Origin of the sequence: Amycolatopsis sp. NPDC058340 (genome assembly GCF_042723975.1) — a bacterium.
Lineage (GTDB): Bacteria > Actinomycetota > Actinomycetes > Mycobacteriales > Pseudonocardiaceae > Amycolatopsis.
The window spans coordinates 16,255-28,723 of record NZ_JBHXIB010000059.1; the positions used below are offsets into that span (position 1 = coordinate 16,255).

The following is a 12,469-nucleotide window of genomic DNA, read 5'->3' on the forward strand; positions in this document are numbered from 1 at the left end:
ATCGCACGATCAAGAGACTGGGGTAACTCCGTTGTCCTCGCTGTCACCACCTCAAGATCCATCCCGCGCGGTCGGCGCACATCAGGGACCGTCCCCCAAATCACCCCTGACAGGGATCTTCACCGGACCGCCTGTCCGCCACGAGCGCCGGGATGATTGTCTCTGGTCTGACACTGGTCCGTTCGTGGAAGGAGGAGCGCGGTGAACGGTGACGGCTTCATCGAGGTGATCGCGCGCGAGGTGGAGGCCGACCCCGGCAATCTGGCGCTGCGCGAGGACTTCATCACGCTGCTGCTGGAGCAGGACCCGGACCGCGCCGCCACCGAACTGACGGTGTTCGAGGCCAACGGCGGTGATCCGGCGCGGATCCGCTTGCTGCGCGCCCGGCTGATGGCGGCGCGGTTGCGGACCTCGACCCCGCCGCCCGCCGAGATCGTGGCGACCCCGGCCGACGAGGACCGCCACGACATGAGCGCCACTGCTTCGGAGTCGCTCTGGGACACCGAGCGCCCGGCGGTGACGCTGGCCGACGTCGCCGGGCTCGCCGAGGTCAAACAGCATCTGAACACCGCGTTCCTGGCCCCGCTGCGCAATCCCGAGCTGGCGGCGGCGTTCGGGCAGAAACCGGGCGGATCGCTGCTGATGTACGGCCCGCCGGGATGCGGCAAGACGTTCATCGCCAGGGCGATCGCCGGCGATCTCGGTGCTTCCTTCATCCACGTGACCCTCGCGGACCTGCTCAGCAAATGGATCGGTGAAAGCGAGAAGGCGATCCAGAGCGTCTTCCGCCACGCCCGCGCGGCGGCACCGTGCGTGATCTTCTTCGACGAGTTCGACGCGCTCGGCGGACGGCGCACCTCCGGTGGCGGCGGGTCGCAAACGATGCGGATGCTCGTCACCCAGCTGCTGGAGGAGCTCGACGGCGTGGCAGGCGCGAACGAGGGGGTCTACTTCCTCGCCGCGACGAACCGGCCGTGGGACATCGACGCCGCGCTGCGCCGTCCGGGCCGGATCGACAAGACGGTGCTGGTGCTGCCACCGGACGCGGTCGCCAGGGCGGCGATCGTCCAGGGCGCGCTGGACGGCAAACCCGCCGACGACGTCGACGTCGTGGCCGTCGCGGCGGCGACCGAAGGGTTCTCCGGCGCCGACCTCAGCCACCTGACGACCACCGTGCTGCAGCAGGCGATGATCGAGTCGATGAACAGGAGTGAGCTGGTGCCGGTCACCACCGACGCGCTGCTGGCCGCGGTCGGCGGCATCGTCCCGTCCACGACGTCCTGGTTCGACCAGGTGGCGCCGGTCCTGGAATACGGCGTCGACGACGGCACCTTCGACCAGCTCCGGGCGTACCGGGTCAAGCGGGGCATGCGATGACCGACACCGTCGAGCGGGACCTCGACCTGGCCTGGGAACTCCTCGAAGCGCAGCCGACGCATCCCCGGGTCGCCGAGCTGGCGGCACGGGTGCTCGCGGCCCAGCCGGAGCGGAGCAGCGCGTTGATGGTGCTCGGCTATCACCGTGAGTCGCTCGGCGACGCGGACGAGGCACGGCGCCTCTATCTCCGGATAGCCGGTCGCCGCGACAACCAGTTCATCTGGGCGGCTCGTGCGCTTCGTCGGCTGGAAACGGCGGAGGACAACCACGACGAGGCGCTGCGCTGGGCCCGCACCGTGCTGGGCCAGAACCACGAGGACTGGGACGATCGCCTGCAACTGGGCAACACCCAGGCACGTTCCGGGCTGCACGAGGCCGGGTGGCGGCAACTCGACGAGGCGGTGGAGCTGTGCGGGCGGACGGCGCCGGACGACCTCCCCAAAGCGCTGGCGAAACGCGCGGAGTACCTGCTGGCGACCTGCGCGCCACCCGAACGGTTCGTTCCCGCGGCCGAGGAGGCCATCCGGGCCAACGCGGCGGACTCCTGGGTCGCCACGTTGCTCGGCTACGCCTACCTGGCGCAGTACCGGTTCGACGACGCCGAACAGCTCGGTCTCCGGCTGCTGCGTGAGGATCCGACCGACGACCTGTTGCAGGCACTGGTGGATACCGCCCGGACGATGCAGCGGATCGTCGAGAAGGCGCGCGGCGACGACATCACCCTGGCCGATATCCAAGGCACCGGCGCGCTCGAGATGGCGTGGCAGCAGGTCCGCGACCTGAAGCTCGGCATCGACCTGGCCTCCGCGCTGGCGGCGCTGGACGCGGTGATGCCCGACGAGCTGCGCGACAGCCTGCGACCGGGAGCGACGGCAGGCGATCTGGCCGACGGCGACGAAAGGGTCGGCTCCATGGTCGCGAAGGATCTGCTCACCTGGCACGACGGCCAGCCGCCCGGCGCGGGTGCCGCCTGGGGCTGGACCGAGTCGTTCCGCCTGATGTCGGCGGCCGAGATCCTCGCCATGAACGCCGAGATCGAGGCCGACCAGGCGGCGCACCCCGATTGGCCGGAGAAGGAGGTCTGGGACCAGGTGATGACCGACGACGCCGGGGCCTACCTGGTCGCCGTCGCGTTCGGAAAGCTGGTGAAACGCCGGCCGGGACAGCCTGACGAGCCCGTCGCCGACTCGATGGCGGACTGGATCTGGGACCGGGTGGCGGGTTTCGGCGGCCGGGACCCGCGGCCGGCGCCACTGAAGACCGAGGAGCCCGAAGCCGATCCGCTTCCCGCTCCAGGGACGCCGTTGACCGGTGTCATCGTGACGATGGGCGCCGCGCTGGGCGAGCCCGAGGATTCCGCGGCGTACGCGGAACTGCGTGAGCTCTTCCCCGGCTCGACAGTCCGGCGGAGTGAGCTGGTCCCCGATGAGCCGAGTGTCGACGGTGTCTACATAGAGGCACTCGACGGCCTGGTGACGAGGGTCAGTGTCGACGTCGCGGTGTGCCCGGACGCGGACCGGCTGATCTCCGGTCTCGACCTCGGCGGGCATCGTGGGTCCGTCGACGCCTACGTGCGGGCGCACGGTGCCGTTCCGCAGAACAGCTGGGTGAACCGCGCCAACGGCGAAGCCACGGTCGTCTACGACTTCGCCGGGCATCGGCTCGGCTTGGTGTGGGGAGACGGGAGTATCGCCCGGATCTTCGTCACCGAGGCCTGAACGGGGCGGGTGCCGCGGGTGCCGAACTCGGCTAGATTCCCCGGATGGACAGACTCTGGGGAATTCTCGTCGCCGCCGGCCTTGTGCTCGCGGCCTCGGCCTGCGGCGGTCCGGACGAGAACCCCGCCCCGCCGCCGCCGTCGTCGTCGAGCAAGCCGCCACCGAGCAAACCGGCCACCAGCAGCACGCCACCCACCTTCACCCCCTCGGTCTCCCCCGCGAAGGTGACCGCCGCCTGCCCGTTCCTCGGGGCGGACGAGCTCGCGGAGATCACCGGCGGCCCGAAGGCCGTCGCTCAGGAACAGCCACCGGGAAAAGCCGAAACCGCACCCGAGTACACCTGCGCCTACCTGCCCATCGGCCAATCACCCGACCTGGCGCCGAAGCTCTATTTCTTCGCGTTCGCCAAAGCCGATCCCCGCAAACCGGTGACCACCTTGGCCACGAACTGCCCCGGCCCGAGCACGCCGGTTCCCGGCGCCGGAGACGCCGCGATGCACTGCGATCTGGACGACTACTGGACCACGCTCGCCGTCGCCAAACGCGTCCACGGTGAGACCCGGATGCTGAATCTCCAAGTCCCCCATTACCGGGACTACCTCCTCGCCAAGATGGCGAAACTGCTGGGGGATCGGCTGTAGCCGGTTCCGGTGAGCCCTCGAACGCGGTGCACCTTCCATGATCACGGCCAGGCAGAATGGCCGTGATCAGGGCCGCCGAATCACCATCCACATCAGGCATTCGTGCCGCCGCCCGGCCCGGGTTTCCCGATACCTGTTCCGCCGAAGAAACGGCGCCGTGGCCTCGACCCGGTCACCTTGCTTCCGGCCTACGGGGTGAGCCTTTCCACGCCTCGGCTGGACCTCGGCGGAGCACCGGTCACGACCGGCCCGCAGCCCGAGATCGCCTACAGCCTCGACCAGTACACCTGGCCCGAGACGATCGATCCCGACGCCAAGCGCACCGAGGGCGGCCCGCCCGTCGTGCCGCACCACGAGTGGCCTTTCGACCGGATCACCCTGCACTGATCCTGTCGTGTCCGCGGCGGCCCGCGGACACGACAGGGGTTCTCAGCCGCGGGCGACCTCACTGGCCGTGGTGAACTCGTATCCCTGCGCCCGCAGCCCGAGCACCACCGTGTTCAGGTGTTCCAGCGGCAGGAACGGGTGGAAGAAGAAACTGGCCACGTTGTCGCGGACCACTTTGGACTTCGCGCCGTCGGCGATCAGCTCGGCGGGCAGCCGGGCCGGATGCTGGTTGAACGGCTCCGGCGCGATGTGGTCCAGGTTTTCGGGTATCACCACCGCGCCATAGACATCCCTTACCGGGTAAGGGAAGTACTGGCCGTATTTGTTCTGATAGGACACCGTCGAGGTGGAGCCGCAGGCACCGCGCGGGCAGTATCCCGCGAAATAGCTGCCCTGGTCGTAGCGCGCCGCGAAATGCGAACTGACCTCCTTGTAGTCCACCGCGGAACCGCCGTAGTGCGGGAACTCGAACACTTCCGGCTCGGGCAGCCCGACCCGGCGGAACTCGCCGAGCCCGGTGGCGATCCGGCCGCGGAACCATTCCGCGGAATCGCCGGGGACCGGGCCCGTCTCCACGACGTGGTTGTTCTTGTCGACGATGGCCGTGTAGAACTCGTAATCCGCCGCGCTCGCCCCGCCGTAGGGGTTCGCGAGCTCCTCGAACTGGTGGCTGTAGCCGTGCATGATCAACGTCGCGCCGCGCCGGATGGCGTGATGCAACGCGTCGACCAAGGCCGGGCTGTCCACGAGCCGCGCGAACGTCGGCCTGCCGCCGTTGGCCACCCCGTGCGGATCCGCGTAGTACGGATAGACCGCGAGCGAGAACGGGATCCCTTGCCCACCGAGGAGATCGGCGATCCGGCGGATCTGGCCCGGGTCGGTACGCGGGCCGATGTCCTCGATCCGCACGAGCGCGCGGTGCCGTTCCGCGGTTTTCGGCGCGAGCGTGCCGAGCAGGATGTCGGCGGCGGCGAGGTACCGGTCTCCCTCGTTGACGTAGGAGAACGGTGCCTCCGCGACGTAGGTGAAGTTCCCCGACCGCACCGCCCACGGCGTGTGCTCGCCGCCGGTGACGCTGTCCGCGAGCACCTCGTTGACCGCCGGATTTTCCCGCCGCACCAACGGAACCGAGCCGATCTCGGGGTTGCGTTCGAGCGACACGTTCTTGTAGCGGACCTCGGTCGGCGAGGTCGGCGTCCGCCCCGCCGGCGTCCAGCCCCAGCGCGCGGTGACGCCCGGGTCGTGCTCCGCCAGGCGGTCGACGTTCTCGCCCAGCCAGACGACCGGCACCTTCGCGGCCAGCACGTCCGCGAGCAGCGCGGCGGGCAGCACGGCGTCGCTGATCGAACCGACGTAGACCAGCGCCTGGTATCCGCCGATCTCGCCGGCCCGGTAATCGGCCGTGGCACGCATCGTCCAGCCGCCCGCCCGCGAGACCAGGTTCGCGGTGTGCATCCCGAACGCTTCCGCCATGCCCGCTTCGTCCGCGTCGGCGGGCGGGTTCGGCGCGTCCCGCTCGCCCGCGTCGTAGACGACGAGCGTCCGGTGGGCGCGGTTCCCGCCGGGGCCGGGGCTGCCGACTTCGCTGCCCATCGCCAGCCGGTCCCCGAGTGAGACCGGGGCCGCCGCGGGCGAAGCGAGGATCGCGCTCGCCGGTCGCGTGTACACGACCAGCATCACCAGGCCGGTCGCGACGACGACGGCCAGCGCGGCGAACCGCAACCCGGCCGGTGTACGACGGCGCCGGTCTTCCTTACGCTTCCTGGTCATACCAGCACACCCCCGGACACCGCGGCGAACTCGTCCACCGGCTCGGTGCTCAGCCCGAGCAGCCTGGCGAGCGCGCGCTCGGTACGCGACGAGGCCCTTCCGTCGCCGAACGGGTTGCCCTCGCTCATCATGGCCGCCCTCGCCCGCGGGTCGGCGAGGAGTTCCGACGCCGTCCGCACGATCAGCTCGCGATCGGTGCCCACCAGCCGCGCACAACCCGCGTGGACCGCTTCCATCCGTTCGGTGACCTCTCGCAACACCAGCACGGGCACCCCGAAGGTGGGCGCCTCCTCCTGGATCCCGCCGGAATCGGACAACACCAGCGTGGCGGCCGCGAGCACACCGGCCAGTTCCTCGTAACGCAGCGGTTCGGTGACCACCACGCGGGGCAGGCCGCCCAGCTCCTCTTCGACCAGCTCGCGGACGGCAGGGTTCGGATGCGCGGGCAGGACCACGGACACGTCGGGATGGCGGGCGACCAGTTCGGTGACCGCGCGCAGCACCTGCCGCAGGGGTTCGCCCCAGGACTCGCGGCGGTGCGCGGTGACCAGCACCAGCCGCTCGCCGCGGGCGGCCGCCTCCACCGCCGCGGCGACGCGCTCGTCCAGGAAGTCCACCGCGCCGCGATCGGCGATCGCGCGGATCGCGTCCACGGAAGTGTTGCCGGTGACCAAGATCTGCTCGGCGGGGACCTGCTCGCGGAGCAGGTTGCCCGCCGCGTCCGAAGTCGGCGGCAGATGCAAGGAGGCGGCCTGGGTGACCAGGCGCCGGTTCAGCTCTTCCGGGAAGGGCGCGGCCAGATCGAACGAACGCAGGCCCGCTTCCAGGTGCACCACCGGAACCCGCCGCCAGAACGCGGCGAGCGTGCCCGCCAACGTGGTCGTGGTGTCGCCCTGGACCACCACCGCCGCGGGCGGTTCGCGATCGGCCAGCGCGTCCAAGCCGGTCAGCATCTGGCCGAGCAGTTCGGGCTGCCCACCGTCGCGGCGGTGCAGCGGCAACGTGAAGTCCGCGCGGAGGCCGAACGTTTCCAGCGCCTGGCCGACCATCGTCGGATGCTGCCCGGTGGCGACCAGATACGGCTCCATCCGCCCGGCCGCGGCGATCGCCCCGGCGACCGGCGCCAGTTTGATCGCCTCCGGCCGGGTCCCCATCACGAGCCACACCCGCGGCCGTGTCACTTCGGTTTCCGGTTGATTCCAAACCATGACTCCCCCAAGGTTCGAATATTCTTTTCGCGATTCCGCGCACTTCGCATGATCATTTGTGCGGGGCGCTGTGCCCGATGCGACGCAGAGTGGTTCTGTCCGGTTCCCGTCGAATTTCCTCACCCGATCGAGGGAACCGGGGCACGGCTCTTCACGTCGTAGTCGACGATGCGGGATCGGCCGAAGGGCCCGACGCATCACGCACAATCCTTTACACACAAGGGGTTTGAGCACGCTTCTTTGGGGGAGAAATGTCTGTGATCCGAATCGGACCGGCAGTCGGCGCGTCCGCGACCATGGGGGTCGCCGCGGGCGCCGGCGTCTGGCCGCTCTTGTCACTCGCCGCGTTCATTCTGTTGATTTTCGCGATTCGTTCGATTCTCGTCCGCATCGCGCCGGCGCCGGAAAGGGGGAATTAGCGAAATGGAAACCAGCCTGTCCGTCATCGCCACCATCATGGTCGGCGTGCTGATCTGGTGGCCGTTGCAGAACCTCGTCCTCGCGGTGTTCGCCTGGCGGTCCCCGCAACGGCCGCGCAGTGTGCGCCGGACACCCGATCCGGTGCCGTTCTGGATCGTCATCCCGGCGCTGAACGAGGAACGCGTCATCGCGAACACGGTGCGCAACGCGTTGGCCACCGGAACCCGGTACACACCGGTCCGCGTCGTGGTCGTCGACGACGCCTCCGACGACGCGACACCGCATATCCTCGCCGGTATCAGGGATCCGCGGCTGCACGTGCTGCGCCGCGAACTGCCCATGGCCCGGCAAGGCAAGGGCGAAGGCCTGAACACGGCGTACCGCTACATCCTCGACATCGCCCGCCGGGAAGGCACGATCGAGCAGACGATCGTCGGGATCGTGGACGGCGACGGCCGCTGCAGCGAGGGGATGCTCGACGAGATCGCCGAACTGATGGCGGAGAAGAAGGTCGGCGCCGTGCAGTGCCGGGTGCGTATCCACAACCGGCACAAAACGCTGGCGCTGCTGCAAGATCTGGAATTCGGCGCCATCGCGGACTCCGCGCAGTCGTTGCGAGACCTGGTCGGCAGTGTCGGTCTGGGCGGCAACGGCCAGTTCACCCGGCTGTCCGTCCTCGCGAGGTTCCACCCCGGCCCGTGGTCGGCCTGCCTCGTCGAAGACCTGGAACTCGGCCTGCGCCTGCATCTGGCCGGCATCCGCGTGCGCTACACGAAATCCGCGTGGGTCACCCAGCAGGGGCTGACCGACGTGAAACGGTTGCTGCGTCAGCGAACCCGGTGGGCGCAGGGCAATCTGCAATGCTTCCGGCACCTGCGACGGCTCACCACGTCGCGGTTCGTCAGCGGTCTCGGTCTCACCGACTTCCTGATCTACCTGCTCTCGCCCTGGCTGACCGTGCCCATGTCGCTGCTGCTGGTCGGCCTGGTCGCGGCGTCCGCGGTGGCACTGGCCACCGGGAGCACGCTCGGCGGGCTGGTGGCCACAGTGGACACTCTGCCGACGTCGGCCGCGATGCTGGTCGGGCTGGCCATGCTGCCGAGCCTGCTGTGGGGCCTGGTCTACTGGGTCCGGCTCCGCGACGAGAACATCCTGCGCTGCCTGTTCGCCGGGTTGCTCTACCCGTGGTTCCTGGCGCTGGGCATCATCGCGACGTGGCGTGCGCTGTTCCGGCTGCTGTCCGGCCGCAACGGCTGGGCCAAAACCGAACGCCTTGCCGAAGACGGCCAAGCCACGCCACCGCCGCCGCCGATGCCGGTTCCGATGGCGGCACCCGCCCCGGTCTCGCAGCCCGTGCGGCTTCCGGTGCCGCGGCCCACCGTCCCGCCGGTGACGGTCGATCCCAGTGTCACCCAGCCGATTCCCGCGTCGGCGCTGGCCGCCGCCGAGCCGACCCGGCCGGTCCCGCATCCGCTGGCCGGAACCGAACCGACACAACGACTGGAGCGGGTGTGATGGCAGGCCAGCACCGGCGTCGCCCGAAACGGAACAAGATCGTTCTCGTCCTCGCGGCCGCCGTGCTGGCCCTCGCCGCGGCCTCCGCCATCGACCGCGACGGCGGGAAGGAGTCGTCCGCCGGGTGGTACGTGACGGTGTACTACACGGCCGTCGAGTCGCATCACCACGACGATCCGGTGCCGGTGACCGGTTGCCTGGTACTCGACTGCGAACGCGGCGATGACCCGCTGGGCAGCTACCCCGAAGACTTCGTGCAAGCCGTGGAGGACGAAGGCACCGGCCGGATCGTCAGCGGCCGTCACGCCGGCCGCTACCTGAACTGGTCGCACGACACCGGTTTCTGGCTGGACGACGCGCCCCGCGACAGCCACGGCCGTCCGCTGGAACCGTTCGTCTCCGCCGCCGCGGATCCGGCCGTCCTCGCCGCCGGCCGCGAACTGCGGATCACCGGTTGCGGCACCGCGGAGGACGGCACGGCGATCGACCCGGCCGTCTGCGACCGGCTGCGTTCCGCGTCCTGGCGGATCATGGACGAGTTCACCCCCGGGCTCGGCGGAGACCGGCACATCGACGTCTACCTCGGCGAGGAAACGGGGCCCGACTTCACTTCCGACCCGCTGTACTCGTCGCTGCACAACGCCACGCTGGAACTCAAGAAGCCTTGACCTCCGCCAGCGCGCGTTCGCGTACCTCCCGCACGACACGGGACCGCGTGAACGCGGACGACACGGCGCCCAGCCAGGCGCTTTCGTCCCGCACGCTCGGATGGGGCCCCGCCGGATGGTTCGGCCAGCTCCGGCCCGCTTCCCGCATCACCAGCGCCGCCGCGAGTTCGGCGGCGGCGCGCGTTGGCGCGTCGACCGGGATCCGCAGCCAGTCCCCGAGGTGCGGCGGGACGTGCGCCCGCACCGCCAGCAGACCGTCTCGGATCTCGATCACCCTGCGGTACAAGGTGAATTCGAGGTCGTGCCGTACGGGCAGCGCGATCTGCGGATGGGCGGCGACGAGTTCCTTCCACAACGGGGTCACCGCACGGATCCTCCGCCACGCACGGGCCAGCCGGAGCGCGCCGTCCCAGGTGGTGAACAGCCCACCGAGGACCCACAGCACCATCGCGCAAAGCCCGGCCAGACGGGCGCGGGGCAGGAAGTCGAGGTCCGCGAGATCCGTGATCTCCAGCCACAGCGAGGGAAGCCCGGAGAACACCGCCCAGCCGATGGTGACGGCGGCGGCGCAGATCAGGATCCGCAGCCCCGTCCGGAACGCCCCGCGTGGTCGGCCGGCGGCACTGCGGACGAGCGTGCGGATGAACAGCACCAGGCACGTGACCGCGTAGGTCGTGAGGATCACCTGATACGCCACGATGCTGAAGCGCCATTGGAACTCGGGGGTGCCGGCCTCGGACCGATGCGGCGCGAAATCCAGGTAGCACAACACCATCAGGGCCCAGCACACCACGATCGGCCAGAACGGCGTCGGCTTCTCCGGGGACCGGGTGCTGCGGACCAGCTGCACCAGCGCGCGCATCGCGAGCAGTTGCAGCGCGTTGGTGACCAGCCGCGGGAGGAGTTCGTCGCCGAGCAACCGGACCGTGTCCTCGGCCGAGACGGCGAGACCCGCCGCCATGCTGAGGAAGAACGTCGCCAGATACCTCGGCCCGGCGCGGACCGTCATCAGCCGGGTGAGCCCGATCAGCGCCAGCAGCGCGGCGGAAAGGTAGCTGATCATGACCCGAGGGCTTGGCGCAGCCGATCGGTCTCCGGCCCGGTGCGCGCGGCGCGGCGCATGAGCAGCGACGCGACGAGTTCGGCCTCCTTCTCCTGCTCCTGCGCGTACGTCGTGCGGCCGAGGACTCGGCGGACCAGGTCCGCCGAAAGGCTGGGTGCGACGATCGCGGCGATCGCCTCCGGCCGCACCTCGCCTTCGACGTGCCCGCACAGCAGATGACCGAGTTCGTGCAGCAGGATGTGCCGCTGGTGCAACGGGGACGTGTCCCGCGTGTAGAACACGTAGTCCGCCCGATCGGTGGCCGCGAGCACCCCGCATGGCGCCCCAGGCCGTGCTTCGAGCGGCACCAGTTCGATGGGCCGCCCCCGCATCGCCGCGACCTCGCCGAACAACGTGGTGACGTCGAACGGTTCCGGCAGCCGCACGGCGCCCGCGACGCGCTCACATCTGCGCCAGAGCGCACTCTTCCTGCCCAGCATGGCTACTCCCCCTGGTCACGCTTGGACTCGCGCCGCTTGATCGCCTCGACGATGTCGGTCACGGTGCCGAGCCCCTCCTCGGACAGCGTCACCGCGCGCAACGCCAGGTCGCGCACCGCGCTGTTGCGCAACGCTCCCAGCAATTCGACCTCTTCGGCAAGGGCCCTGCCCTGTTCGTCGTCGAAGAAGTACGCGGGCGGCACCTGGAAGAACGCCGCGAGCGCCTCGAGGTGCCGTTTGGTCGGGTTGTCCCGGCGGCCGGTCCGCAGCTGCCAGAGATAGGCGGCGGAAAACGACTCGCCGGTGCTCTCCCGGCAGGCCCGTGCCACCTCCTCGTGGCTGTGCTGCTCGCCGTTCGGCCGCCGGACCACCTGGAAGAGGCGGTCGATCCGGTCGGTGAGCGTGGTCGCCCGTGGTTCGGTCATCTTCACCTCCGCAAGCTGAAATGAATAAGCTACAGCGTCTCGTTCATCTGGGTTGACAGCCGGACGACTGTCGCCCTACGTTAGCTGATATGAATGACGGAGGGGAGTCGGTCGATCCTGGCTGACGACCGGAAGGGGAGTTCTCATGAAGAAGCTGCTGACCGCGGCGGCACTGGTGGTGGCCGCGGTGACCATGTCGGCGCAGCCGGCACTCGCCGTGGAGACCGGGGATTTCTACGCCACCGGCATCGGCCCTGGCCCGTCGGACGCCATCACGTCGGCGGAAAAGGTCGCCCGGACATACGCCCGCAACACGGGCTGGCAGGACTCGCAGTGCTACGTCCGCGGGTCCGACGTCCGGTCGCAGTTCTACTACTACAGCGCGACCGTCTGGCTCTACTGCCAGCGCTGAAAGGGGAAAGCATGAACAGGACGATCGCCCGCGCGACGGGGGCCGCCGTGGTCCTCGCGGGACTCATGACACTCGCACCGTCGGTGGCGAGCGCCCAGGAGACCCGGGCGTTCCTCGGGACCACCGTGGAGAAGACGTCGGCCTCGGCCAAGCGGACGGCGTTGCAGCAGGCCTACGACCACGCTTCCGTCTACGGGTACACGCCGGATCAGTGCGTGATCATCCACCTGTATTCGGTGAAGATCAGCTTCGTGATGTACCGGGGCGAAGCCGGGATCCACTGCACGAAATAGGGCGGTCCGTGAAGGCCTCCTTGAGGGACCCCCAAAGCCCCAATCAGTGCGAATCCGACAAAAATGAAGGTTGTTCGCGGGGGGATAAGCGCA

General features: G+C 69.5%; 13 protein-coding genes. 8 read left to right on the forward strand and 5 right to left on the reverse strand.

The genetic code is table 11. The annotated features are described in order from the left end of the window. The first annotated feature begins 201 nt into the window (after positions 1-201). The 4 genes from ACFWIW_RS36675 to ACFWIW_RS36690 all read left to right on the forward strand — a co-directional run bounded on the left by ACFWIW_RS36675 (position 202) and on the right by ACFWIW_RS36690 (position 4,123). The gene (locus tag ACFWIW_RS36675; protein ID WP_378372685.1) at positions 202-1,377 is read left to right on the forward strand and encodes an ATP-binding protein; all 1,176 of its coding nucleotides are present in this window, start codon (positions 202-204) and stop codon (positions 1,375-1,377) included. After that, complete coding sequence (locus ACFWIW_RS36680; RefSeq protein WP_378372686.1) at positions 1,374-3,095, forward strand: tetratricopeptide repeat protein; 1,722 nt, start codon at positions 1,374-1,376, stop codon at positions 3,093-3,095. The genes ACFWIW_RS36675 and ACFWIW_RS36680 overlap by 4 nt, the downstream gene beginning before the upstream one ends. A 44-nt stretch (positions 3,096-3,139) precedes the next feature. Then, positions 3,140-3,736, forward strand: coding sequence for a hypothetical protein (locus ACFWIW_RS36685; RefSeq protein ID WP_378372687.1), 597 nt, complete (start codon positions 3,140-3,142; stop codon positions 3,734-3,736). A 102-nt stretch (positions 3,737-3,838) separates the two neighbouring features. Next, positions 3,839-4,123 carry a hypothetical protein gene (locus ACFWIW_RS36690; RefSeq protein ID WP_378372688.1) on the forward strand — a complete coding sequence of 95 codons (285 nt, stop codon included), beginning with the start codon at positions 3,839-3,841 and terminating at the stop codon, positions 4,121-4,123. 42 nt (positions 4,124-4,165) lie between these two features. Here ACFWIW_RS36690 and ACFWIW_RS36695 read toward each other — a convergent pair whose 3' ends face one another. Together ACFWIW_RS36695 and wecB are read right to left on the reverse strand one after the other, a co-directional pair. Continuing rightward, entirely contained in the window at positions 4,166-5,893 is a 1,728-nt protein-coding gene (locus ACFWIW_RS36695; RefSeq protein ID WP_378372689.1) for a DUF2334 domain-containing protein, read from the reverse strand. After that, positions 5,890-7,101: a non-hydrolyzing UDP-N-acetylglucosamine 2-epimerase gene (gene wecB, locus ACFWIW_RS36700; RefSeq protein ID WP_378372690.1), complete on the reverse strand. Its 1,212-nt coding sequence runs from the start codon at positions 7,099-7,101 to the stop codon at positions 5,890-5,892. Before wecB ends, ACFWIW_RS36695 begins: the two co-directional genes overlap by 4 nt. A gap of 423 nt (positions 7,102-7,524) precedes the next feature. Here wecB and ACFWIW_RS36705 point away from each other — a divergent pair, with 423 nt between their 5' ends. Together ACFWIW_RS36705 and ACFWIW_RS36710 are read left to right on the forward strand one after the other, a co-directional pair. After that, complete coding sequence (locus tag ACFWIW_RS36705; RefSeq protein WP_378372691.1) at positions 7,525-9,036, forward strand: glycosyltransferase family 2 protein; 1,512 nt, start codon at positions 7,525-7,527, stop codon at positions 9,034-9,036. Then, positions 9,036-9,704 (forward strand): hypothetical protein, encoded by a 669-nt coding sequence (locus ACFWIW_RS36710; RefSeq protein ID WP_378372692.1) that lies wholly within the window; start codon positions 9,036-9,038, stop codon positions 9,702-9,704. Before ACFWIW_RS36705 ends, ACFWIW_RS36710 begins: the two co-directional genes overlap by 1 nt. Here the strand turns inward: ACFWIW_RS36710 and ACFWIW_RS36715 are convergent. Genes ACFWIW_RS36715 through ACFWIW_RS36725 form a run of 3 tightly spaced genes read right to left on the reverse strand, consistent with a single transcriptional unit; the run spans position 9,691 to position 11,671 of the window. Next, positions 9,691-10,767, reverse strand: a complete 1,077-nt coding sequence (locus ACFWIW_RS36715; RefSeq protein WP_378372693.1) for an MAB_1171c family putative transporter — start codon at positions 10,765-10,767, stop codon at positions 9,691-9,693. The genes ACFWIW_RS36710 and ACFWIW_RS36715 overlap by 14 nt on opposite strands. After that, positions 10,764-11,246 (reverse strand): ImmA/IrrE family metallo-endopeptidase, encoded by a 483-nt coding sequence (locus tag ACFWIW_RS36720; protein WP_378372694.1) that lies wholly within the window; start codon positions 11,244-11,246, stop codon positions 10,764-10,766. The genes ACFWIW_RS36715 and ACFWIW_RS36720 overlap by 4 nt, the downstream gene beginning before the upstream one ends. 2 nt (positions 11,247-11,248) lie before the next feature. Next, positions 11,249-11,671: a helix-turn-helix domain-containing protein gene (locus ACFWIW_RS36725; protein ID WP_038524247.1), complete on the reverse strand. Its 423-nt coding sequence runs from the start codon at positions 11,669-11,671 to the stop codon at positions 11,249-11,251. Positions 11,672-11,816: 145 nt separating this feature from the next. Between ACFWIW_RS36725 and ACFWIW_RS36730 the strand changes: the two genes are divergently transcribed. Beyond that, positions 11,817-12,083, forward strand: coding sequence for a hypothetical protein (locus ACFWIW_RS36730; protein ID WP_378372695.1), 267 nt, complete (start codon positions 11,817-11,819; stop codon positions 12,081-12,083). An 11-nt stretch (positions 12,084-12,094) separates the two neighbouring features. Then, the gene (locus ACFWIW_RS36735) at positions 12,095-12,376 is read left to right on the forward strand and encodes a hypothetical protein (RefSeq protein ID WP_378372696.1); all 282 of its coding nucleotides are present in this window, start codon (positions 12,095-12,097) and stop codon (positions 12,374-12,376) included. Positions 12,377-12,469 lie beyond the last annotated feature (93 nt).